We start from the raw sequence: 23,571 nt of genomic DNA, 5'->3' as shown, positions 1-23,571 counted from the left end.
CTCCGGTGCGCGCCAAATTCCCTCCTGTGACCCGCCTAGAACGGTCATCGCGGTCGTTCGGAGGCTACACGCTAACCCAGGTACCTAGAAAGGTGAGAGAGAACGGCGAACCGGGGCCACGCCGCGTCGTCTGGTGTTGACCTGAGCCGAACGCCGTGCTTTCTTGCGCGCCCGCTTGACGTGCGGCCAGGTTGCCGCCGTTCGCGGTCCAGAACGCCAAGGGACCATCAGCCATGAAGCGCACCTACCAGCCCCATAACACCCGCCGCGCCCGGACCCACGGCTTCCGTGCGCGAATGGCGACCGCCGGCGGTCGCAAGGTCATCAACAACCGCCGCCGCAAGGGCCGCGCCCGGCTCGCGCCCAGCATCTACAAGAAGTAACGCGGCGTGACGACGCCAGCGCGCCAGCGCTCGTCGGCGTCCGCTTCTTTCCCGCGCGCGAGGCGCATCCGCAAGCGGGCTGATTTCGTCCGCATCCAGAACGGCGGTCATCGCGTCACCACCCGCCACCTGCTGATCCTCGTCGCGGCCCCTACAGCCGCGACGCCTCGCGGCGCGGCCCGTCGCGGCAAGGAGCGCAGCGCCGCGCTCAGCGAGAGCGGCGCCGCCGCCGCGCCGCCTTCGCCGGGCGCGGCGTCCCGCCTGGGCCTCGTCGCCTCGCGCAAGGTCGGCGGCGCCGTGGCCCGCAACCGCGCGAAGCGCCTGCTCAGGGAGGCGTTCCGGAAGTTTCCAGAGCTGTTCCCGGACCACGTCGACATCGTGGTGATCCTGCGCACCGGCGCTGGCTCGCTCGGCCTCGAGGACGTCCTCGCAGAGCTGCGCAGCGTGGTCCCGGTGGTCCGCCGGCGGGCGCGGGACGCGCTCGCCGCCGCGCCGCCGATCGCCGCTGCGGCGCGCGACGCGGACGAGCGCGCCGAGGCAAATCCGGCGCTGCCGGCCCGAGGATGATGCCGTGCAGCCTTGCGCCGTGGTGCGCCGAGCCCCAAGCTCCCTGCTCTCCCACGGGTCACCGCATGCTGGCGAAGCTCCTCCTCGCGCTGATCCGCGCCTACCAGATGACCCTCTCCAAGGTCATCGTGGCGTTGATGGGGCCGGTCTGCCGGTTCGAGCCTTCCTGCTCGCGCTATGCCGCAGCCTGCATCCTGGGGCATGGAGCGCTGCGGGGGAGCTTGCTTTCGCTCAGACGACTGTGTAGGTGTCACCCGTTTCATCCGGGCGGGTTCGACCCTCCTCCTCCACCTCGTCTTCGCCGTGGTGCGGCGGCCCAGATGCCGCCGCAACGGGACGCTGACCGGCGGGATGCGGCACGCTGTTCGTCTACTGGCACGGAGCTCGCCTCGCCTCCCGGGCAGGCGGGCTTCAGCGGCCGGGTCAATCTCATGGACTGATCCCGCTCGACCGTCGACTCGGCCCCGGCGGCGCGGCGCCCGACACGTCACGGAGCGAAGCCCATCTGGAGCGACCCTGGGCAGCCTCGTGAGGGGTCACGAGGTTCCAGCCGCGAGGGGCGCGGATCGAGATCCTGGGACCGACGAAGGACTTCATGGAACGCAGCAATATCGCCAAATGGCTGTTCCTCGGCCTCGCCATCTTCCTGTTCATCCAGTACGGCAAGCCGCTCCTCTTCGGCAGCGCCGAGGTGCAGTTCCAGCCGCTCGACGTCAACGACAGCACGGCCCCCGCGGAGCGCGCCCCCGAGGAGGCCTGCGTCATCGAGGGACCTCGCTTCAAGGCCGAGCTGTCCACGCGGGGCGGGTCGGTGCGGCACCTCTGGATGACCGACCCGAAGTACGCGACCGCGAACGGCGAGCGCCAGCCGATGGACCTGGTCACCACGTCGCTCGAGTCGCGCATGCCCCTCAGGACGGACCTGCGCCTGCCCGGCGGCAGCGCGCCGCAGGTGCCGTTCGATGATCTTGACTGGAAGCTCTCGGCGCAGGACGGCAAGAGCTGCACCTTCACCTACACCGACGACACGACGCGGCTGACCAAGCTCGTCGCCGCCACGGGCCGCCCCTTCGAGCTCTCGCTGCAGGTGACGGTCGAGAACCTCGCGCAGGAGCCGCGCAAGCACCGGTTCGCCGTCGAGCAGACCTCGTGGCGGACGCAGAAGGAGACCGAGGGCCACCTCGGCCTGCTCTCGGAGTGGATCACCGAGACGGTCGCCGCGACCGACCAGAAGACGGAGCGCCAGCACCCCGACGCCTTCGAGCCGGACGACTTCAAGGACCCGGAGTTCACCCCCGAGCGCTGGCGGCGCACGCCCGGGAACGCGCGGTTCGTCGCGGTCGCCAGCAGCTACTTCAGCAAGATCGCGATCCCGCTGGAGGGGCCCGGGCAGCCGGTGGCCGAGACCCAGATCGAGGATATCTGGGACGCGGCGAAGCACCCGCAGAAGGGCAACGATCCGAGCTTCGGGCACGTCTACCGCGCGCGGCTCGCCTATCCGGAGCACGAGCTCGCGCCCGGCGGCGCGGTGACCTACAAGGTCCTCTCCTTCACAGGCCCGAAGGAGCGCGATCTGCTCGCCGCCGTGGGCCACGGGGCGAGCGAGGTCATCAACCTCGGCTGGTTCTCGCCGATCGCGAAGATCCTCGTCTCGTACCTCTACGTCCTCTACGGCGCCGTCGGGAGCTGGGGCTGGGCGATCTGCCTGCTGACGATCACCGTGCGGATGCTGCTCTTCCCGCTGAGCATTCAGCAGATCAAGAGCGCCGCGGCGATGCGCAAGCTCAAGCCGGAGATGGACGAGATCAACGCGAGGTACAAGGACGACGCCACCCAGCGCGGCCTCGCGATGCAGGAGCTCTGGCGCAAGAACAAGGTCGCGAACCCGGTCATCGGCTGCTTCCCGATGCTGCTCCAGATGCCTGTGTGGTTCGCCCTCTACACCGCGCTCCAGACGGCGGTCGAGCTCTACCACACCCCGTTCGGCCCCGTGATCCCGGACCTGTCCGCTCCGGGGAAGTACTTCATCATCCCCATCGTCCTCGGCGCGTCGAGCTTCATCCAGCAGAAGATCATGCCCCCGCAGGGCGACCCGGCGCAGCAGAAGATGATGCTGTACCTGATGCCCGGCATCTTCACCGCAATGATGCTCTTCCTCCCGGCTGGCCTCGGCGTTTACATGCTGACGAACACCTGGCTCGGCATCGGGCAGCAGGTGCTCGTCGAGCGGTACCTGAAGGCGAGGGACGAACGGGCCGGCGGCATCGTGGTGCGCGAGGTCGCGACCGCGGAGCCCCAATCCGCGATGAAGAAGACTCCCGGCGACGACGACAAGTCGGCGCCTGCTCTCGGAAAGGGAAAAGCACGTGTCCGTGGATAGTGAAGCTGCCGAAAGGGGAATCGACGCGGCGGACGTCGATGTCGACGCGGAGGCGCAAGGCGCTGGCGACGCGGCCGAGTTCGTGGAGGACGGGCGCGCCGACATCGCGCTCGACTTCGTCATCGATGTGCTCGCGGCGATGGGCATGGACTGCACCGTCGACCTCCTCGAGAACGAAGAGGAGGATCCGCCCGAGGAGATCCGCCTCGAGATCGAGGGGAAGGACGCAGGCCGCGTGATCGGCAAGAAGGGGCAGACGCTCTCGGCGCTGCAGTTCCTCGCCAACCGCGTGATCAACCGGCCCGGCAAGAAGCGGCGCCACGTGATCATCGACGCCGAGGGCTACCGACAGCGCCGCGAGGACACGCTCTCTTCCATGGCGCGCCGGCTGGGCAAGCAGGCGGTCGAGGAGGGCAAGATCATCACCTTCGAGCCGATGAACCCGCAGGATCGCCGCGTCGTCCACCTCGCCTTGGCGAAGTTCCCCGGCGTCGTCACGAAGAGCGACGGCGAGGGAGAAGCCCGCCGCGTGCAGATCATCCCCGTCCGTCGCTGAGCCCGTCGCCGACACAGAACGCGACGCGCAGCGCGCATCCGCGCCGTTGCCGCCGTTGACACCGGATCGCCCGCATGCATAATGCCGCACCTCTCCGGTACCCCCCGGGGAGGTACGCGAGCCTGCGCTCGCGTCCATGCTCCCGGAACCGCAACCGGGCAGCATCTGCGTTCATGGCGTGAAGCACACGGCCGCACGCGGCCTCCGCTCCGCCGGACGCAGCCGATGAACGGCGGCGGCCCTGCCCCCTTGAGCAGGAACCGCGAAGACGGATCCCCGACCTTGAAGGATTGACCGACCATGCAGACCTCGAACATCCTCGCGAAGATCGAAGCTCCCCTGTTCCGCGAGGGGATCCCGGATTTCCGGGTCGGCGACACGGTGCGCGTCCACTACCGGATCGTCGAGGGTGAGAAGGAGCGCATCCAGGTGTTCCAGGGCGTCGTGCTGAAGCGGCACCGCGCCGGGGTCCGGAGCACCTTCACCGTGCGCAAGGTGAGCTTCACTGTCGGTGTCGAGCGCATCTTCCTCCTCCACAGCCCCCGCATCGACAAGGTTGAGATCGTCTCGCGCGGCGTGGTCCGCCGCGCGCGCCTGTTCTACCTGCGCAACCTCGCCGGCAAGGCCGCCCGCGTCCGCGACGCGAAGGACTGATCCGCCCCGGCCGGCGTCCCGGCCGCTTGAAGAGAGCGCCCCGCAGATCCGCCTACCCGGCGGGCAGCCGTCCTCTGGCTCCGCGCGCGCAGCCGCCTTCACCAGCGCGCCGCCGCAGCCCCTGCGCGATGCGCGCCCGCGCGCCGGCCGCATTGTCGGCCCGCCAGCAAGGATTCCCGCATACTTCTTCTTGATCCTCGGCCGAGCGCCCACGGTATGCTCGCGGCGGCGGCGCCCCGGGCGCCGCGAAACCCGAGAAGGATCACCATGCTCTGTCCGCGTTGCGGTGCGCCCGCGACCCCCGCCGATAAGTTCTGCGCTGTCTGCGCCTCGCCGCTCGCCCCGTCCGGGCCCGGCGCGTTTGGTGCGCCGCCTCCTCCGCCCCCGCCTCCTCCGCCCCCCTTTGCTGGTCCGGGCTTCGGCTCACCCCCTGAGCCTCCTCCCAACTTCGGCTCGCCGAGCGGCGGTTTTGGTCCGCCCCCGCCGGCGCCCTTCGGGGCTCCTCCCGGTTCGCCTCCCGGCTTCCCGCCGCCGCCCGAGGGTGGCGGTTCCGGCTTCGGCCCGCCCCCGCCCTTCGGGGCGCAGCCCGGCGGCTACGGCGCGCCCCAGCCGCCGCCTCCGCTGCCGCTGAAGCCGCCGCCCTTCCCGCCGGAGCCGCCGGTGTTCGGCGCGCCGGGCGGCAGCTACGGCTCGTCCCCGGGCTACCAGGAGCAGCAAGGCGGCTACCCCGGGGCCCCGCGGCCGGGCTTCGGTCCGCCCCCGCAGCAGCAGGGCGCGCGCTGCGTGCAGGGGCACTCGATCCCGGCGGGCGGCTCGTTCTGCATGGAGGGAGGCCACCCGATCGCCCTCGACGGCATCCAGATGAGCGGCGAAGCCTTCAACCAGACCGCCTACCCGCCCAACCAGGGCGGGCCGTCCGCGCCCCCGCCGATGATGCAGCCGGGCGGCCTCGGCGGCGGCTATGGCGAGCCGCCGCCCCCGCCTCCTCCCCCGCCGCCCCACCAGGGCATGCCGCTGCCGGCGCCGCCGCCGCAGTACATGTCCGCGCCGCCAGCGGTGCACCAGCACACGTCGTCGCCGCCGAGGGCGGGGAGCATCGGGCAGGAGCGCCGCCCCCTCGCGGGCTTCCTCGTGAGCTTCCAGGACGACCCGCTCGGCAGGTTCTGGCCGCTCTGGCACGGCAAGAACATCATTGGCCGCGCGGAGACAGGGCAGAAGGTCGACATCGAGATAGCTCACGGGACGACCTCGACGCACCACGCGACGATCGAGATCGACGGCGGTCGCATCATCCTCGCCGACCTCGGCTCCACCAACGGGACGTTCCACAACGAAGAGGCGATCGGCTTCCAGGGCCGACGCGAGCTGCGCGATGGCGACAAGGTCCGCTTCGGCGGCTTCAGCGTCATCCTGTTCAACGTGGCCGCGCGGGCTTGACCGGCCCCATCGCACGAGGAGAGCCGTTGCCCAGCCCGGCCCCCTTCCCCCGCGACGTTCGAGCGGCACTTGGCGCCCCTGCCAGGCTGCGTGAAAACCAACCGGATAGCCGCCGCCAGCGCGCGGCGGCCGCCCCGCTCGCGCGGGGAGCGCTCCTCTGCTCCCTCGCGCTCGCTGGAGATCCCCACGCATGACTCCCTCTCATGACGCGACTCGCCCGATCCACTCCATGAGCGCCCCCGCCCGTCGCGGGGGGCGCGGGGGCAGAGCCCTGCTCTGCGCCCCGCTCCTCGCGCTCGCGGCCGCCGTCCTCGCGCTCCTCGCCGGCCAGGGCCGCGCCGAGGCCGCCCCCGAGGCGCACCTGCTCCGCGTCGACCCGCGCGCGAGCACCGTGGACGGCTCCCCCGTGCTCACGACCGTGCTCGAGGTCGTGCAGAACAAGCGCCTGAGCGACATCACCCGCAACTGCGCCGCGCTCACGGGCGACGCGAACCTCGACTGCATCTCCGACGCGATCGAGCAGCCGTCGGCGCTCTACTCGTCCTTCGACTTCCCCGACAAGAACGCGATCTTCTCCGTCACTGTCGACGGGACGGACCTGCCGGCGAAGTTCGAGTCGAAGGCGCGGTGGGGCGACAGCGCCGGCCAGCCGGGCGTCGGGACGGCGTGGCTCATCCTGATCGACGCCGCGTCGAGCATGGGCACCCGCTTCGACGAGGCGAAGGCGGTCGCGAGCGCGTTCGTCAACGCGATGCAGCCGAACGACATCGTCGACGTGATCTTCTTCAACGATCGCGGCGTCGTCGAGGACTCGAAGTGGGTCAGCAACAAGCAGACGGCGGCGCAGGCCATCGCCGGCGTCACGCGCACCTACCCGACGCAGGGCCGCACGCGCCCGCTCTTCACGATCATCAAGAACGCCGCGACCGACGCGTTCAAGGAGCTCGGCAACGCCGGTCAGGGGGTCCCGGTGCCGATGCACCAGGCGATGGTGGTGCTCTCGAACGGCTCCGCGGGCGCGGATCCGAGCTCAACCGCCGCGGCGTCGAACCTCCTGCGGGACTACCTGACGAAGGGGCGGTTCCCCGAGAACAACGACGTCCTGCCGAAGACGCCGGTGCCCGTCATCTCGATCTGGTTCCCGAGCCGGCTCGTCGAGGAGTTCACGGCGAACGCGCGCGAGTTCATGGAGGGGATGGCGAACACCGAGATCGGCGGCTTCTTCAGCGTGGTGCGCGACGGCCAGCAGCGGCGCGCGGCCAACATCGTCAACGCGATCCGCACCCGCTTCAACAAGATGCACATCGTGAAGTGGCGGGTCTCGTGCGTCGCGCCGAGCATCACGCAGACGTTCAAGCTCGCGTTCATCAACACGGATCCGCCGATCGCGGGCGACGCCACGTTCCAGAACGTCCCCGTCGGCATCGATCCCACCGCGTGGCCGCTCGACATCGACCGGGAGGCGACCGATCGCGCAGCGAAGAAGGACCCGCTCTACCCGGGCAGCACGGTGAAGATCTTCGGCAACTTCTGCTGGGGCGGCAACACGCAGCGGGCCGAGATCTACATGGTCCCGAAGAACCAGGCCGCGCCGCAGTCGCTGCAGGGCGGGAACCTCGAGGACGCGAAGAAGGCCCAGCGGACGCTGATCGAGGGCGGGATGCGCGGCAAGGCGGTCACCGCCGGCGACAGCGTCGTCGAGTTCGAGCTCCCGGACACCGACAAGTTCCTCGTGGGCAAGGGCGACCAGATGACGGCGCGCCTCATCGTCTACGACAACCAGGCGCGCCGGACGAGCGCCGTCACGGCCGACAAGATCCTCACGCTGAAGGCGAAGGAGGCGCCGCTGCCGTACCTGCTCATCGGCGGCGTGACCTTCGGCGGCGTGGTCATCGTGCTGCTGCTCGTGTCGATCTTCCGCGGCGGCGGCGGCCGTCGCCGCGGCGCGGTCGCGGCGGCGCCGCCGCGACCCATCGTGGCGGGCGGCGGGCCTGCCGCGCCGCCGTACGCGCCCGCGCCGCCTCCCCCGGGCGACTTCGGGTACGGCGGCGGCCCGATGATGCCGCTCCCGGGCGGGGCCAGCCGGGCGACGCTCTCGGGTCCGACGGGCATCTTCACCGTGCATCCCGGCGTCGAGGTGCGCGCGGGCCGCGACGGCGCCACGTGCATGATCGCGCTCTCGGAGCCGCGCGTGTCCGGCACCCACGCGAGCTTGAAGCTCGAGGCCGGCCAGCTCTTCGTGCGGGACGAGGGGTCCAACAACGGGACGTACGTGAACGGCCAGCGCACCGCCGCGGCGGTCTGGACGCCCGTGCCGCCCGGCGCGTCCTTGCGGTTCGGCCCCGTCGAGTTCAGCGTCCGTTTGGAGTAGCGTGTCCGAGGCCCGGCCTCACGCCCCGAGCGACGCTCCCCCCATGATGCCCCCGACCGAGTCCTCCGTGCACCTCAAGATCGAGTTCGCCCAGGCCAGCGATGCGGGCCGGGATCCGAACAAGCAGGTCAACGAGGATGCGTGCGGTTACGCCGAGACCAAGTTCGGTCACCTCTGCGTCCTGTGCGACGGCATGGGCGGGCACTACGGAGGGAGCGAGGCGAGCCGCACCGCGATCAAGACAATCTTCGAGATGATCGAGCAGACGCCGCCCACGGTGGATCCGAGGGCGGCGCTCAAGGCCGCGATCGAGGAGGCGGGGCGCCGCGTCTACCAGCTCGGCGGGCCGGCGGACAACCGCGTCCGGCCCGGCTCGACCGTCGTGGCGATGGTCCTCCACGACGGCGGCGTCGACATCGCGCACGTGGGCGACAGCCGCGCGTACGTGATCCGGAGCAACCAGATCTATCCCCTCACGCGCGACCACTCGATGGTGCAGGGGATGGTCGACGCGGGCATGATCACGGAGGCGCAGGCGATCGGCCACCCCGACGCGAACAAGATCACGCGCGCCCTCGGGATGAAGCCGGAGGCGGAGGTCGAGGTCCGACCCGAGCCGATGGAGCTGTACCCGGGCGACGTGCTGATCCAGTCGAGCGACGGCCTCACCGATCTCGTGCTCAGCGGGGACATCCTCGGGTGCACGCGACAGGCGCTCGCGTCGGGCTCGGTCGAGCACGCGTGCCGGATGCTCGTCCAGCTCGCCAACCACCGCGGCGGTCACGACAACATCACCGTGCAGATGGTCCGGGTCATCGAGACCGGCGGCCGCTCGCTCACGATCGCGCAGGGGCCGCCGGGCGCAGGCGGCGCCGGGGGCGACGAGCCGCGCCCGTCGGGTCCTCAGGAGACCCTCGCGATGACGCAGCCCGAGGGGGCAGCAGGCGGCGAGCCGGGCCCCGTGGAGGCGCCGGCTGCCCCCGCTGCCGCCGCCAGCACGCCCGTACCGGCCTTCGTGATCGCCGGCAGGGCCGCTGCGGCTGGCCCGGCCGCCGCCGCCAGCACGCCCGTGCCGGGCCTCGCGGCCACCGCCGCCAGCACGCCCGTGCCGGGCCTCGCGGCCACCGCCGCCAGCACGCCCGTGCCGGGCCTCGCGGCCACCGCCGCCAGCACGCCCGTGCCGGGCCTCGCGGCCACCGCCGCCAGCACGCCCGTGCCGGGCCTCGCGGCCACCGCCGCCAGCACGCCCGTGCCGGGCCTCGCGGCCACCGCCGCCAGCACGCCCGTGCCGGGCCTCGCGGCCACCGCCGTCAGCGCGCCCGCGCCGCGCCCGGCGTCGACCAGCAACGCTGCCACCGTGGTCCCGACAGGCAACAGCAGCACGCCTGCGCCGAACAGCGATGCGATCACCGTGGTCCCGACGGGCAGCGACCGCAAACCCGCCGTGGTCCCGCAGGCTGCCAGCAGCGCGCCGCAGCTCCATTCGACGACCATCGACAGCACGACAGCCGCTCCTGCCATCCGTCCGACGGTCACCGACGACCTGCCCCGCGCGGCCCCGAAAGCTGCCAGCAGCATGCCGCAGCTCCATCCGACGACCATCGACAGCGAGGCTTCGGTGGTCTCCACGGTCACCGACAGCCTGCCGCCGGTGGCCCCGCAGGCTGCGAGCGGCGCGCCGAGGCTCCGTCCAACCCTCGACAGCACGCCCGCCGTGCACCTGACGGCGACCGACAGCGGGCCCGCCGTGCGCCCGACAGCCATGGACGCCGCCTTGGCGCTGCCCTCGACCGTGCCGGGAGCGCCTCCGCCGAACGCGCCCGACGCGCCCGCCGTGCTGTCTCCCCTGCCCCTGAGCGCCCCCGCCGTCCCCGCGCCGTCTCCGGGGATCCAGGGCGCAGCGCCGCATCCGGGCCCTTTCGGCGCGCCTCCGCACCCGGGCGCCTCCTACGGCGCCGCGCCTCACCCGGGCCACTTCGGCGTGGCGCCGCATCCGGGCCCCTTCGGCGCGCCTCCGCACCCGGGCGCTGCTCCCTACGGCGCGGCACCCCACCCAGGCCCCTTCGGCGCGCCTCCGCCCCCAGGCGCAGCTCCCTACGGCGCGGCGCCCCACCCGGGCGCGCCGGCTCCTCCCCCCGGCGCGCCCTACGGCGCGGCGCCTCACCCGGGCTCCTTTGGCGCGCCCCCTCCCCCTGGCGCCCCCTTCGGCGCGGCACCTCACCCTGGCCCCTTCGGCGCGGCACCTCACCCGGGCTCCTTCGGCGCGGCACCGCACGCGCTCGCCGCCCAGGACGCTCCGCCTGTGTCGGTCGGCTTCTCGGGGCACCACGCGCCGGCGCCAGGCGCTCCGCCTGCCGCCGCCCCGCACCATCACCTCATGCCCGCCCCGCCCAACGCGCACGGCTACGGTGCGCCAGCGCCCAGCTTCTCTGGCCCCGTGTCGTCGTCCGCGGCGCCGAGCGTCCCGACGACCGTGCGCGCCCCGCGCGGCGCCACCATCGCCGCCATCGCCGCGATCTCGGCCGTGATCGTCGTGCTGCTCGCCGTCCTGATCTGGCAGCTCACCGCCGGCTGAGCGCGACGACCGAAAGACGTCCCCACGCGCGCCGTGCGCCCGAGCACGCCCGACGACGCTCGATGAAGACGGACGAGCGCCGCGCGGCGATCTCGGCCGCGGAATGCAATTGAAGAAGCGCCATATTCCGGATTAGCCTAGCTCTCCGGAGGTTCCTCCATGCCTGGAGACCAAGAGCTCGAATACGGACACGACATGGATGGCACACCTGCGGACATGGAAGACGAGCCCGAGTCGGCCCGCACGATCTCCCTCGAGGAGGCCCGCGCCGGCTTCATGCTCCTCGATCTGTGATGCGCTGAGCCCCCCGGCTCCCACCCGTCGCGACGCTCCGCTCCAGGAGCTCTGTTCGCCCAGCAGGCGAAGCCCTCCCGCCGAGCCCCGCGCACCGCGCTGCGCCCACGAGACAGGCGCTCCTCTCCTCGTCGTCGCCACGTCTCTGGGCATCTCTCCTTCCCGCGCGCCTGCGCATGCTCCGGCACATTCCCACGCGCGCGCCGCGCGCCGCGCGCCACGCGAACGACGACGCGCCTCTTTCCTTGCTCTCCCCAACGGCCTGTGGTGAAACCGGGCCCGCATGATCCCGGGGCTAGGCAAACAAAGCATCACGATCGGCAGCGCTCCCACCTGCGATGTGGTGCTCGTCGCTCCCGGCGTCTTGCCCGAGCACGCGCGCATCATCAACCAGGGCGGCGGCAAGCTCATCTTCGTCTGCGGGCAAGGGCCCGCGGCGGCGAACGGACGGGCGCTCGCGCCGGGAGAGCAGCACCCGTTCGACTTCCGCACCCAGTTCGTCGTCGCGCAGGCGCCCGTACCGCTCAACCATCCGGCCATCACGCTGATGCTGGCGACGCCGGGCACGCTCGCGCCAGCGCCCGGCCAGGTCGTGATCGGGCGAGATCCCGGGCGCGCATCCCTCGTGCTCCAGCACCCGAGCGTCTCGAGCCAGCACGCGACCGTCACGCTCGATCGCATGATGGTCATCGACCACAACTCGACGAGCGGCACGTACGTGAGCGCGCAGCGCATCGCGCCCGGCACGCCGACGCCCATCGATCCGCAAGGCGCCGTCGCCTTCGGGCCCGTCCCGGTCCAGGTCAGCCTGCTCATCCAGCTCGCCCAGGCGGCCCGGATGTCGGCGCTGCCCGCCGCGCCAGGCGCGAGCGCCCTGCCGCCGCAGCCCGGCGGCGGCTACCCGTCGCAGCAGCCCGCCGCCGGCGGCTATCCGTCGCAGCAGCCCGGCGGCGGCTACCCGTCGCAGCAGCCCGCCGCCGGCGGCTACCCGTCGCAGCCCGCGCCCGCCGCGTCGTCCCTGCCCGCCGCCGCGGGCGCGCCCGGCAAGAAGAACAAGACCGTCCTCGGCCAGCTCGACTTCTCCGGCGGCGGGTCGAACGTCAAGAAGATCGGGCGCACACCCGACAACGACATCGTGCTCGCTCACCCCCAGGTGTCGAGCCACCACGCCCTCCTGCACTCGATCAGCGGGCAGCTCTACGTCGAGGATCGCGGCAGCGCCAACGGCACCTACGTCCGCGGCAACCGCATCGCGCCCGGCCAGAAGATCGCCGTCCAGAGCGGCGAGAAGATCTACATCGGGCCCATGCCCCTCCAGATCGAGATGGGGGGCGCGGGCGCCGTCGAGGTCATCCAGGAGGAGTACTCCGCCGACCGCTGGGCAGGGCGCCCGCTCTACGAGATCGAGGCGTGGAGCCTCTCGCTCCAGGTCCCCGACCGCGACAACCCCCAGGAGCAGAAGACGCTCCTCGACAACGTGTCGTTCAAGGCGCTGCCGGGCGACATGATCGCGCTCATGGGGCCGTCGGGCGCCGGCAAGACGACGCTCCTGCTCACCCTGAACGGCTACCTGCCGCCGACGAGCGGCGTCGTCCGCATCAACGGCGAGGACCTCTACAACATCTACGACACGCTCCGCGGCTCCATCGGCTACGTGCCGCAGGACGACCTCGTCCACCCGGAGCTCACCGTCTTCGAGGCCGTCCGCTACAGCGCGAAGTTCCGCCTCCCGCCCGATTACACCGAGGCCGAGATCGACGCGCGCGTCGAGCAGACAATCAAGGATCTCGGCCTCGAGGGCGTCAAGAACCTCCAGATCGGCAAGCCCGAGAACAAGATCCTCTCGGGCGGGCAGCGCAAGCGCGTCAACATCGCGCTCGAGCTCGTCACCGACCCCGTCATCCTCTTCCTCGACGAGCCGACCTCGGGCCTCGCCGCCGACGACACGACCGCGCTGATCACCTTGCTGCACGACCTCACGAAGGCGACCGGCAAGACGATCATCATGACGATCCACCAGCCGGCGAAGGACGAGTTCGAGAAGTTCAGCCACGCGCTCATCCTCGGCTACGGCGGCATCCCGACGTTCTTCGGGCCGACCCGGCCCGACGCCTACCGCTTCTTCGGGAGCTGGAAGGAGCGGCACGGCCAGCCCAACGACGTCGACAACCCGCGCGACATGTTCGAGATGCTCGCGCTCCGGGAGCGACCCATCTTCGACCAGCTCCGCGCGCGCGACCCGAACGTCTCGCGCGGCGAGGCCCGGAGGCTCGCGGCCATCGAGTGGCGCAAGGAGTTCTTCATCGACGCCAACCCGACGTACCGGCGCATGTACTCCGGCCGGCGGGAGATCGGCACCGGGCAGGGGCAGCGCGGCATCCCGGCCGGGCGCGCGACGACCAAGGGGCAGCTCCGCCTGCTCCTGTCGCGTTACTTCAAGGTGAAGAAGCGCGACATCGGCGGCACCCTGATCATGCTGCTCCAGGCCCCGATCATCGGCATCCTGCTCGCCATCGTCTTCGGCGGGCAGGAGAAGGCGATCCCGGCCTGGTGCCTCGGCGCGCTCCAGGAGCTCGGCCGCCGCGCCGGCGGCGCGGACCAGAGCGCCGACGTCCTCAAGGGCATGGAGGTCACGACCGACCACACAGCGGCGATCTTCTTCCTCGTCGTCGCCGCTGTCTGGTTCGGCACCTCGAACGCGGCGCGCGAGATCGTCAGCGAGCGGGCCATCTACCTCCGCGAGCGCATGGTCAACCTGGGGCTCGTCAACTACGTGCTCTCCAAGTACCTGCTGCTCGCCGTCTTCTGCGTCATCCAGTGCACGATCCTGCTCGCGATCGTGTTCTTCGCGCTCGGCTTCCACGGCGGCATGCAGGCGTTCGCCATGCAGCTCGCCGCGCTGACCGCGACCTCGATCAGCGCCGTCGCGATGGGGCTCCTGCTCTCCACGGTGGTCGCCTCGTCCGAGGCGGCGATGGCGCTCACGCCGATCGCGCTCATCCCCCAGGTCGTCCTCGGCGGGCTCATGGTGCCGATGACGACCGTGCCGCACCTCAAGCCGCTCATGTACATCATCCCCGCGCGCTGGGGGTTCGAGGGGGCGATCGCGCCGGAGCGCGCCGCGATCGCCGAGGACCCGGCCTGGGTCATCGATCTGCACCGCACCGACACGCTCCCGGCGGAGTTCATCGAGGCGGGCAAGTTCAAGTGCGCCATCGCGCAGATGGCCGCCGACAACTACGCGGGCGCGTGGGGCTTCACCACGTACGACCAGACATGGCTCCCCTTCGCGGTGCTCGCCGGGATGACCCTGCTCATCCTCGTCACGCTCTGCGCGGTCCTCAAGCGGCGCGATCCGGTGTGACCCCGCGATGACGCAGGAGCCCGCCCCCATCCGCGCCGGAGGCCCGCTCCCGCGCCGCCCCCGGAGGTCGCGCGCCGCCGCGCTGGCGGCCCTGCTGACGGCCGCCGCGCTGCCGCCCTCCCCGGCGCGCGCGCAGCAGCAGGGGCAGCCGCAGGCGCCCGCGGAGCCGCCGAGCGTGCCGCGCGGCGAGGGCGGCGCGATCGTCACGCCGCCTGCCCCCACGGCCGCGCCCGCGGGGCGCGCGACGCCGCCGCGGGCGCTCAACTACACGCCGCCGGAGTACCCGCCCGAGGCCGAGAAGCAGGGGCTCGAGGCGTCGGTGACCCTGCAGCTCGACATCGACCGCAACGGACGCGTGAAGCAGGCGGTCGTCGTCGAGAGCGCCGGGCACGGGTTCGACGAGTCCGCGGTGGCCGCGGCCCAGAAGCTCGAGTTCGAGCCCGCTCGCCGCGCCGACGGCACCCCCGCCGCGGCGCGCATCCTGTACCGCTACACGTTCACGCTGAGGACCGCCGCGGCGCCGCCGGCGGCCGACGGCGCGCCGTCGCCGCCCGCCGACAACCTCCGCGGCACCGTGCTCGCCAGCGGCGGCGACGTGCCGCTCGCGGGCGCCACGGTCTCGGTCGCGCGCGCGCCGCAGGCCGCCGGCGGCGCGCCGCCCTCCGCCGCGGCGCCGGAGGTCACGACCGACGAGCGCGGCAGCTTCGCCTTCCTCGACCTGCCGCCGGGGCGCTACCAGGTCACCGTCGCGGCGCCCGGCTTCGAGCCGCTCTCCGTCGAGGAGGACATCACCGCCGGCGAGCAGATCGAGGTGAAGTACCGACTCCTGCCCCGCGGCGAGGGCCTCGAGGTCACCGTCCGCGGCGATCGGCCGCCGCGCGAGGTCACGAAGCGCACGCTCGAGCAGCGCGAGGTCAACCGCATCCCGGGCACCAACGGCGACGCGCTGCGCTCGATCCAGAACCTGCCGGGCGTGGCGCGCCCGCCGACGCTCGCCGGCCTGCTGATCGTGCGCGGCTCCGGCCCGCAGGACACACAGACCTTCGTCGACGGCACGCAGGTGCCGCTCATCTACCACTTCGGCGGCCTCTCCTCGGTCGTGCCGACCGAGATGCTGGAGAAGATCGACTTCTACCCCGGCAACTTCAGCGCCAAGTACGGCCGCGTGCAGGGCGGCATCGTCGACGTCTCGCTGCGCTCGCCGAGCAAGGACGGCAAGCTCCACGGCCTCGCGCAGGTGGACCTCATCGACGCGCGCGTCCTGCTCGAGGGGTCCGTGCCGTTCCTCGAGAACACCCGCTTCATGGTGGGCGGCCGGCGGAGCTACATCGGCGACTCCTTCGGCCCGGTGCTCGAGGCCGCGGGCGCCGGGGTGACCCAGGCGCCCGTCTACTACGACTACCAGGTCCTCCTCGAGACCGAGCCGACGCCGTCGTCGCGCCTCCGCCTCACGTTCTTCGGCGCGGACGACGCCCTCGAGCTGCTCCTCGCCGATCCGCAGCCGAGCGAGCCGGCGCTCTCCGGCGACGTCGGTCTGCACACAGCGTTTCAGCGGCTGCAGCTCCGCTACGACCACGAGCTCACCGACAAGGACCGGCTCGACGGCGTGCTCGCGATCGCGCGCGACGACGCCGACTTCGGGATCGGGCCGATCTACTTCCAGATCGATCTGAAGACGCTCTCCGGCCGCCTCGAGTACTCGCGGCGCATGTCGAAGGGCGCGGTCTTCAACGCGGGCGTCGACGTCTTCGCCGGCCTGTACGGGGTGAACTTCCGCGGCCCCGCGCCGAACCGCCCCGGCGAGCCGCCGAACCAGCCGTTCTCGACGCGCGCGCTCCAGGAGATCTCGCGCGAGGGCGAGTTCTTCTACCCCGCGGCCTACGCCGAGCTCGAGCTCGCGCCGAGCCCCCGGGCGAAGATCGTCCCCGGCGTGCGCCTCGACTACCAGGACCTGAACCAGCAGGCGACAGTGAGCCCGCGCGTCAACGGGCGCGTCGACGTGGTCCCGGGGTTCCCGCGGACGACGGTGAAGGGCGGCGTCGGCGTGTTCCACCAGCCGCCGCAGTTCCAGGAGGTGATCCCGCCGCTCGGCAACCCGGGCCTGAAGGCGACGCGGGCGCTGCACTACGCGGCCGGCGTCGAGCAGGACGTGACCCGGAACATCGAGGCGTCGGCCGAGGGGTTCTACAAGCAGCTCGACGAGCTCGTCGTCGGCGTGAACCAGCCCGGGACGGCGCAGCTCGACTACCAGAACGTCGGGTCCGGCCGGGTGATCGGGGGCGAGTTCCTCCTCAAGTACAAGCCCGACGATCGCTTCTTCGGCTGGGCCGCGTACACGCTGTCCCGCAGCACGCGGGTGCCCGGGCCCGGCGAGGCGGAGCGGCTCGTCTCGTTCGACCAGACCCACATCTTGACGGTGCTCGGCAGCTACCGCCTCGGCGACGGCTGGGAGTTCGGCGCCCGGTTCCGCCTCGTCTCCGGCAACCTGGTCACGCCCAACGTGTGCAACGTGAACGAGCTGAGCTGCGATCCGTACCGCACCAACGCGCTCTTCTACGCGCCCACCGGGACGTATACGGCGATCCCGTTCTCGACCCCGTTCAGCGAGCGGCTGCCGGCGTTCCATCAGCTCGACGTGCGGCTCGACAAGACGTGGAAGTTCAGGACCTGGAAGCTGTCGGCCTACCTCGACGTGCAGAACGTCTACAACAACGCGAACAGCGAAGCGATCCAGTACAACTTCAATTATACGGCCCGCCAGTACGTCACGGGGCTGCCCATCTTGCCGAGCTTCGGGCTGCGAGGAGAGTTCTGAGATGCGACCGACGCGATCGACGGGCGGCGCGGCGCGGCACGCCGGCGCGGGTCGCGGGCGAAGGTGGCGGCGCGCGTTGCTCGGGACGCTCGCGCTGAGCGCGGTCGCCGCGCCGGCGATCTCCGCCGGGTGCGTCGCGGGCTTCGACCCGCCGAGCCTCGTGGACGGGCTCCGCGTCTTCGCGGTGGTCGCCGACAAGCCGTACGCCAACCCCGGCGACGAGGTCACCTTCCGGATCCATGTCCAGGACGGGCTCGGCGGCCCCGAGGACGGGTCGCGGCCGGTGACTGTCACCTGGTTCGGCGGGTGCGAGAACCCGATCGGGGACGACTACTACGGCTGCTACCCGGAGTTCGCCGAGCTCGCCGACGCGTTCGAGGCGTGGCAGCGAGCGGGTGACCCGACGGCCCCGCTGCCCGATCTCAACGGCGCGCGCCCCAGCGTCGGCGACACGTACACGATCAGGATTGGGAACGACATCCTCGACGATCGCAAGCCTCCGGCCTCGGGCCCGGCCTACGGGAGCGCCTACGTGTTCTTCGTCGCCTGCACCGGGAGGCTCGGCCCGGTGGAGGACCAGGGCACCGGGCGCGCGGGGACCTTCCCCGTCGGCTGCTTCGACAGCGAGGGTCGCCGGCTCGGGCCGGACAGCTTCGTCCCCGGCTACACGCAGGTCTACGTCTTCGCCGACGAGCGCCAGAACGCGAACCCCGTGGTGAACGGGCTCGAGCTCGACGGCGAGGAGATGTCGGAGGACTTCGCCACGATGTCCACCGCGACCCCCTGCCCCATCGGCGCGGAGGAGCGGCGCGAGGTCGGGTGCAACGCGAGGGATCCGATCGAGGAGTGCCGCACCGTCACGATCGAGGCGATGATCCCGGAGGACGTGGCCGACCCCGATCCCGACGCGAAGCAGGAGGCGCTGAAGGAGATCGTCTGGGTCAGCTACTTCGCCGACCTGGGCGACATCGACGGCGGCATCAAGCTCGTGAGCGACGCGTCGAGGGGGTACCTCGGCGACCACGCCGTGACGTGGATCCCGCCGGCCGAGCCGGGCATCGCCACGATCACCGCTGTCGTGCGCGACGCGCGCGGCGGGTCGTCGGTTGTGCAGCGCCTCGTCCGCGTCGAGTGACCGCAGCCCCGAGGCGCGCCGCAGCGGGGGCCGATCTCGAGAGGGCCGCCCCCGTCAGCCGCAGCCGGCCTCGATCTGCGCGAGCTGGTCGATGAGCTGCACCGGGTCGCGCGCGGCGCACAGGGCGTCGGCGGCGTTGTGGCTGGCGAGCCTGGCCACCTGGGCGAGCAGCTCGAGGTGCGCGCGGCCGCCCTCGCCGCAGACGAGCACGACGAGCAGCCGGAGCGGGGCGCCGCCCGGCGTGGGCACGGCGAGCGGCTCGGCCAGCGTCGCGAGCACGGCCGCCTGGCAGGCGCCGGGGACGATCGCGTGCGGGACGGCGACGCCGTTGCCGAGCGCGGTGGGCGACTCGCGCTCGCGCCGCAGGATCTCCTGGGCGAGCGCGCTCGCGGACGGCGCGCCGCCGGGGGCGGCGAGCCGGGACGCCGCGACGTCGATGACGTCCTCGATGTGCGCGCACGAGAGGTGCAGCACGATGCGCTCGGGCGTGAGCAGCGCGCTGAGCCGCCGCGCGGGCGCCACGCCGAACGGCGCGCTCACCGGGAACTCGGCGTCGATGAACGCCTTGACGCGCGCGAGCTGCGGGCCGCTCAGGTTGCGGCGCGCGAGCTCGACGAAGAGCGCGTTCGCCGCGGGGACGCGGTCGAGGTAGCGGGAGACGAGCGGCTCGACCTGGTGGCCGAGCTCGAGGAGCAGCGCCGGGGGCAGCTCGAGCGCGCCCGCGATCGCCGTGAGCCGGTCGGGGGTGGGGATGGCGTCGTGCCCGTGCTCGACGCGGCTCAGGTAGGCGCTGGAGACGCCGATGCGGTGCGCGAGGGCCCGCAGGCTCAGGCCCGCCTCGACCCGGAGGAGCCGCAGCGCGGCCCCGAACTCGGCGAAGGTGCGCGCGCGGGTGGCGCTGTCGACGTCGGAGAACGCTGGCATGGGATGTCAGGTGCGATCGGGACCGGCCGTGAGGGCGGTCGAGAGCATCGGCTGGGAGGGCGCCGGCGCCGGGGCGGGCACCGCCGCGGGCTCGTAGCAGCGCACGACGAGCAGCGAGGTCGGGCACCCCTGGATGACGTGCTCGGCGCGGATGCCGAACCGGCGCTGCGCGAGGCCCCACTCGGACCCGACGCCGACGAGGACGAGGTCGTAGCCGCGCGCCGACTCCTCCAGGGCTGCGTCCGCGGGCGACTCGTGGTGGACGACCTTGAGCGTCACCTTGGCCTTCCGCAGCGCGCCGCCCTCCTCGCCCTCGAACACCTCGTCGACGGTCTCCTGCGCGCCGATCGCGTCGTCGGCGCGGCGCTTCGGGTTGACCACGTGGAGGATGGTGACGTCGGCGCCTACCTGCTGCGCCAGGCGGCGGGCCAGGGCGAGCGCCGCCCTGTCGTGCGCCGTGCCGTGGAAGGGCACGAGCAGCTTGCGGACCGCCGAGAGCCCGCGATCGATGAGCACGCCGACGTCGCTGCGGGCGCAGCGCATGACCTCGTAGACAGTGCCGCCGAGCACCGTCTGGCTGAGCAGCGGCTTGTGCCACCCGACCAGCACGAGGTCGGCCTGCTTCACGTCGGCGACGTTGCAGATGTCGTGGCTCGGCTTGGGCGAGACGAACGACAGCGCCCGGACCTCGACGTCGAGCTCCTTGGCCCGCGAGAGCAGCGGCGAGAGCGCCGTCGTCCCCTGCCGATCGGGCCCCTGGTCCAGGTAGAACGAGCCGCGATCGGTGGGCGGGATGAGGCGGAGCGCGTAGAGGCGCCGCGCCTCGGGGCCGCGGCCGGCGAGCGCGCTCGCGAGCGTCACCATGCCGGGGCCGGTGCGCTCGTAGGAGACGCACATGAGCACGGTGAACACCTCCGCCGCCACGGGCAGCGGCGTCCGATCCGGGACGTCGGCGAGCTCCTTGGCGAGCTCCTCCGGCGGGTAGATCCAGCGCAGGAGGGGCGAGGTCATGAAGGTGGTGACCAGCGCCATGAGCACCATCATCGTGAACAGCTTGGGCGAGATGATGCCGAGATCGAGCCCGAGGTTCAGGACGATGAGCTCCATCAGCCCGCGGGTGTTCATCAGGATGCCGAGCGCGCTGGCCTCCCGCCAGCGCAGGCCGGTGAGGCGGGCGGCCACGGCGCTGCCGCCGAACTTGCCCACGCAGGCGACAACGATGATGAGGCCGCACATGATCCAGCCGTCGGCCGAGTTGAGCAGGCCGATGTGGGTGCGCAGGCCGCTGTAGGCGAAGAACAGCGGCAGCAGGAAGACCACCGCGAAGTCCTCGAGCTTCTCGGCCAGGCTCTTCGCGAAGCCGGTGCTCTTCGGCATGATCGCGCCCAGCATGAACGCGCCGAACAGCGGGTGGATGCCGATCATCTCGGTCACCCAGCTCGACACGATGAGCAGGAGGAGCGTGACGGCGACGAGGTCCTGGGAGAGGCCCTCCTTGCTGGCGCCGCGCTCGCCGAGCCGGGCGAGGAAGGGGCGGACCAGGAACAGCATGCCGCCGATGTAGACGACGGCGAAGAGGGTGGTCCACACCGCGCCCACGAGCCCGGTGGCGCGCGCGATCGAGACGACGAAGGCGAGGACGCACCAGGCCGTCACGTCGTCGACGGCGGCGCACGTGATCGTGAGGGCGCCGACCTTCGTGCGCAGCAGGCGCTTCTCGGTGAGGATGCGCGCGAGCACCGGGAAGGCCGTGATGCTCATGGCCACGCCCATGAAGAGCGTGAACGACATGAACGGCACGGAGCTGTCGGAGAGCCGCGGGTACAGGTAAAGCGCGAGGAGGCCGCCCAGCGCGAACGGCACGACAATGCTCGTGTGGCTGATGATCACCGAGGCGTGGCCGCGCCCGCGCAAGAGCTTCGGGTCGAGCTCCAGCCCGATGAGGAACATGAAGACGATGAGCCCTACCTCGCTCACCAGCTTGAGGAGCGGCAGCGACTCCTGGGCGAACACGACCGCCGACGGCCCCGGAAAGAGCCAGCCGAACAGCGACGGGCCGAGCAGGATGCCCGCCGTGACCTCGGCGATGACCATCGGCTGCTCCAGCTTGCGGGCGATCAGGCCCACGAGGCGCGCGCACGCGATGATCAGGAACGCCTGGATGAGGAAGCGGGTCAGCGGATTGTGGATCAGGGTCTCCATCGGAAACGCTCCCTCCTCGTAAGTGTTAAGTGAACGCTTATCAGCGGGCGTTCTCGACTGTCAATAAAAAGGATGCAGAGCGTCAAAGCCGAGTTCGCCACGGCGCAGCGGTGGAGGCGTGGTCGGTGGAGGTGCGCCAAACGCGGCGGCGCGGCGCTGGAGGTGCGCTGAGCAGAGACGCCAGGATCGGTGCGGGCGTTCGCGGGCCGCAGGGGCGTATGCGGCAGGGCGGGGCGCCGGTGGGCGCTTACCAGTCGGTTGGCATGTAGTCTTTGAGGAACTGGCCGTGCATGTGCTGGCCGGTCAGCAGCCCGGAGAAGATCGGGTCGCAGATGCGGGCGGCGCCGTCGACGATGTCGAGCGGCGGGTGGAAGCCGTGCTCCTCCAGCTTCCGGGCGGCGAGCGCCGCGGGGTCCTCGTCCGTGACCCACCCGGTGTCCACGCTGTTCATGAAGATGCCGTCCTTCGCGTAGTCGGGCGCGGAGGTGCGCGTCATCATGTTGAGGGCGGCCTTTGCCATGTTGGTGTGAGGGTGCCTGTCCGTCTTGTAACGGCGGTAGAACTGCCCCTCCATCGCCGACACGTTGACGATGTGCTTGTCGAAGGTGCGGTGTCGCACCATGAGCGGCTTGAGCCGGGAGTTCAGCACGAAGGGGGCGACCGAGTTGACGAGCTGGACCTCGAGCATCTCGACAGTCGGGACCTCGGCGAGCGTCAATCGCCAGCTGTTCATCGTGCGGAGATCGACCTGCTGGAGATCGGCGTCGTAACGGCCCTTCGGAAAGAGCACGTCGTCGAGCGGCTCGTCGCCGGGGCCGGGGATCTGGGAGAGCAGCGCGGGCTCGCGGAGGCCGGCGGAGGGGTCGCCGCCCGCGATGAGGGGGAGCGCGCCGCGCGCGCGGAGCCCGTCGTACTCCTGGAGCAGCGGCCGCGCGGCCTCCGGGAGCGCATGGACGGGCGCGGCCTCGCCCTCGATGAGGTGGCCGTAGAAGCCCGGCGGGCGGCGCACGGTCTGACAGGCGTTGTTGATGATGAAGTCGAGGCGATCGAGCGTGTGGAGGAGGTGGCGCGTGAAGCGCTCGACGCTCGGCGTGTGGCGGAGGTCGAGGCCGTAGATGGAGAGGCGCGAGCCCCAGACGTCGAAGTCGCGCTCGGCCGAGAAGCGGCGGGAGGCGTCGTGCGGGAAGCGGGTCGTGACGATCACCCGCGCGCCGGCGCGGAGCAGCAGGATCGCCGCCTGATAGCCGATCTTGACGCGGGCGCCGGTGACCAGCGCGACGCGGCCGTCGAGCGGCGCCGTCTGGCTGCGCTTCGCGTGGTTGAAGTCGCCGCAGGCGCCGCACATCGAATCATAGAAGAAGTGCACCTTGCGGAACTCGGCCTTGCAGACATAGCACTTGCGCGGCTTCGCGAGCTCCGGCGCGCCGCGCTCGCTCGGCGGCGCGGGCTCACCTGCGGCCGGGGGCGCGGGAGGCGGTGAGCCCAGCGCGGGGGCCGCGGCGACGGGCGCGGCGGGAGGGGCGAGCGAGGGGGCGTCCGGCGTGCGGAACACGGGCTCACGGCGGGCGGCGCGGATGCCGACAGCGTCGAGGAGCGCTGTGTCGGCCGACCGCTGCGCGCGCCGGTCGCCCTTGCGGAACGCCCTGGCGAGCTCCCGCTGCTCGGCGCGCTCGGGGCGCGAGACGCGGCCGGCGGCGAGGAGGAGGCGGCGGCGGTCCTCGGCGCTGATCGAGGCGAGCTGCGCGCGATCGTCGACCAGGGACTCGAGCACCCTCAGGCAGGCGTCGAGTTCGGCGGGGGTGAACGGCCGGCCTGCGCCGGCAGCTTCGCTCTCGGAGCTCATCGAAGCGGGGGTGCTAGCACGCGGGCGCCCAGGCGCGAACCGGCGGCCACGAGCGGCCACGGAGGGCGCGC

The 23,571-nt window shown here is 71.9% G+C and carries 15 protein-coding genes; 12 read left to right on the top strand and 3 right to left on the bottom strand.

Annotation, left to right across the window (positions count from 1 at the left end; translation table 11 throughout):
- Positions 1-233: 233 nt before the first annotated feature.
- The 12 genes from rpmH to WMF42_RS11915 all read left to right on the top strand — a co-directional run bounded on the left by rpmH (position 234) and on the right by WMF42_RS11915 (position 18,531).
- A complete protein-coding gene (rpmH, locus tag WMF42_RS11970; RefSeq protein ID WP_061605775.1) occupies positions 234-383 on the top strand; it encodes a 50S ribosomal protein L34 in 150 nt (49 codons plus the stop codon).
- A 6-nt stretch (positions 384-389) separates the two neighbouring features.
- Positions 390-950, top strand: a complete 561-nt coding sequence (gene rnpA, locus WMF42_RS11965; RefSeq protein WP_437691963.1) for a ribonuclease P protein component — start codon at positions 390-392, stop codon at positions 948-950.
- A gap of 65 nt (positions 951-1,015) precedes the next feature.
- Positions 1,016-1,390: a membrane protein insertion efficiency factor YidD gene (gene yidD, locus WMF42_RS11960; protein ID WP_081426115.1), complete on the top strand. Its 375-nt coding sequence runs from the start codon at positions 1,016-1,018 to the stop codon at positions 1,388-1,390.
- A 155-nt stretch (positions 1,391-1,545) separates the two neighbouring features.
- On the top strand, positions 1,546-3,330 hold the full coding sequence (gene yidC / locus WMF42_RS11955; protein WP_437691962.1) for a membrane protein insertase YidC: 1,785 nt from the start codon (positions 1,546-1,548) through the stop codon (positions 3,328-3,330).
- On the top strand, positions 3,323-3,886 hold the full coding sequence (locus WMF42_RS11950; RefSeq protein ID WP_233561023.1) for a protein jag: 564 nt from the start codon (positions 3,323-3,325) through the stop codon (positions 3,884-3,886). The genes yidC and WMF42_RS11950 overlap by 8 nt, the downstream gene beginning before the upstream one ends.
- 300 nt (positions 3,887-4,186) lie before the next feature.
- Complete coding sequence (gene rplS / locus WMF42_RS11945; RefSeq protein ID WP_061605772.1) at positions 4,187-4,540, top strand: 50S ribosomal protein L19; 354 nt, start codon at positions 4,187-4,189, stop codon at positions 4,538-4,540.
- A gap of 267 nt (positions 4,541-4,807) precedes the next feature.
- Positions 4,808-5,977, top strand: a complete 1,170-nt coding sequence (locus WMF42_RS11940) for an FHA domain-containing protein (RefSeq protein ID WP_061605796.1) — start codon at positions 4,808-4,810, stop codon at positions 5,975-5,977.
- 229 nt (positions 5,978-6,206) lie between these two features.
- Complete coding sequence (locus WMF42_RS11935) at positions 6,207-8,348, top strand: FHA domain-containing protein (protein ID WP_437691961.1); 2,142 nt, start codon at positions 6,207-6,209, stop codon at positions 8,346-8,348.
- Between the two features lie 43 nt (positions 8,349-8,391).
- Complete coding sequence (locus WMF42_RS11930; protein ID WP_437691960.1) at positions 8,392-10,923, top strand: protein phosphatase 2C domain-containing protein; 2,532 nt, start codon at positions 8,392-8,394, stop codon at positions 10,921-10,923.
- Between the two features lie 577 nt (positions 10,924-11,500).
- The gene (locus WMF42_RS11925) at positions 11,501-14,581 is read left to right on the top strand and encodes an FHA domain-containing protein (protein ID WP_061611503.1); all 3,081 of its coding nucleotides are present in this window, start codon (positions 11,501-11,503) and stop codon (positions 14,579-14,581) included.
- Positions 14,582-14,588: 7 nt separating this feature from the next.
- Entirely contained in the window at positions 14,589-17,396 is a 2,808-nt protein-coding gene (locus WMF42_RS11920; protein ID WP_437691959.1) for a TonB-dependent receptor domain-containing protein, read from the top strand.
- A 1-nt stretch (position 17,397) separates the two neighbouring features.
- A complete protein-coding gene (locus WMF42_RS11915) occupies positions 17,398-18,531 on the top strand; it encodes a hypothetical protein (RefSeq protein WP_061612511.1) in 1,134 nt (377 codons plus the stop codon).
- Positions 18,532-18,585: 54 nt separating this feature from the next.
- Here the strand turns inward: WMF42_RS11915 and WMF42_RS11910 are convergent, their stop codons facing one another.
- The 3 genes from WMF42_RS11910 to WMF42_RS11900 form a co-directional block, all read right to left on the bottom strand.
- Positions 18,586-19,455, bottom strand: a complete 870-nt coding sequence (locus tag WMF42_RS11910; RefSeq protein WP_434046939.1) for a PTS sugar transporter subunit IIA — start codon at positions 19,453-19,455, stop codon at positions 18,586-18,588.
- Between the two features lie 6 nt (positions 19,456-19,461).
- Positions 19,462-21,657 carry a cation:proton antiporter domain-containing protein gene (locus tag WMF42_RS11905; RefSeq protein ID WP_437691958.1) on the bottom strand — a complete coding sequence of 732 codons (2,196 nt, stop codon included), beginning with the start codon at positions 21,655-21,657 and terminating at the stop codon, positions 19,462-19,464.
- Positions 21,658-21,904: 247 nt separating this feature from the next.
- A complete protein-coding gene (locus tag WMF42_RS11900) occupies positions 21,905-23,500 on the bottom strand; it encodes an SDR family NAD(P)-dependent oxidoreductase (RefSeq protein WP_061612508.1) in 1,596 nt (531 codons plus the stop codon).
- Positions 23,501-23,571: the final 71 nt, after the last annotated feature.

The organism is Sorangium sp. So ce176 (assembly GCF_051519835.1).
In the GTDB taxonomy this organism is placed as follows: Bacteria; Myxococcota_A; Polyangia; order Polyangiales; family Polyangiaceae; genus Sorangium; species Sorangium cellulosum_G.
The sequence above is the reverse complement of the archived record's forward strand: the minus strand, read 5'-3'. Positions and strand labels throughout refer to the sequence as shown.

Bases quoted from the DNA above. Each gene is read 5' to 3' on its own strand.
- WMF42_RS11935 (WP_437691961.1), top strand. From the start codon at position 6,207: ATGAGCGCCCCCGCCCGTCGCGGGGGGCGCGGGGGCAGAGCCCTGCTC.
- WMF42_RS11930 (WP_437691960.1), top strand. From the start codon at position 8,392: ATGATGCCCCCGACCGAGTCCTCCGTGCACCTCAAGATCGAGTTCGCC.
- WMF42_RS11910 (WP_434046939.1), bottom strand. From the start codon at position 19,455: ATGCCAGCGTTCTCCGACGTCGACAGCGCCACCCGCGCGCGCACCTTC.
- WMF42_RS11940 (WP_061605796.1), top strand. From the start codon at position 4,808: ATGCTCTGTCCGCGTTGCGGTGCGCCCGCGACCCCCGCCGATAAGTTC.
- yidC (WP_437691962.1), top strand. From the start codon at position 1,546: ATGGAACGCAGCAATATCGCCAAATGGCTGTTCCTCGGCCTCGCCATC.
- yidD (WP_081426115.1), top strand. From the start codon at position 1,016: ATGCTGGCGAAGCTCCTCCTCGCGCTGATCCGCGCCTACCAGATGACC.
- WMF42_RS11905 (WP_437691958.1), bottom strand. From the start codon at position 21,657: ATGGAGACCCTGATCCACAATCCGCTGACCCGCTTCCTCATCCAGGCG.
- WMF42_RS11925 (WP_061611503.1), top strand. From the start codon at position 11,501: ATGATCCCGGGGCTAGGCAAACAAAGCATCACGATCGGCAGCGCTCCC.
- WMF42_RS11920 (WP_437691959.1), top strand. From the start codon at position 14,589: ATGACGCAGGAGCCCGCCCCCATCCGCGCCGGAGGCCCGCTCCCGCGC.
- WMF42_RS11900 (WP_061612508.1), bottom strand. From the start codon at position 23,500: ATGAGCTCCGAGAGCGAAGCTGCCGGCGCAGGCCGGCCGTTCACCCCC.
- rplS (WP_061605772.1), top strand. From the start codon at position 4,187: ATGCAGACCTCGAACATCCTCGCGAAGATCGAAGCTCCCCTGTTCCGC.
- WMF42_RS11915 (WP_061612511.1), top strand. From the start codon at position 17,398: ATGCGACCGACGCGATCGACGGGCGGCGCGGCGCGGCACGCCGGCGCG.
- rpmH (WP_061605775.1), top strand. From the start codon at position 234: ATGAAGCGCACCTACCAGCCCCATAACACCCGCCGCGCCCGGACCCAC.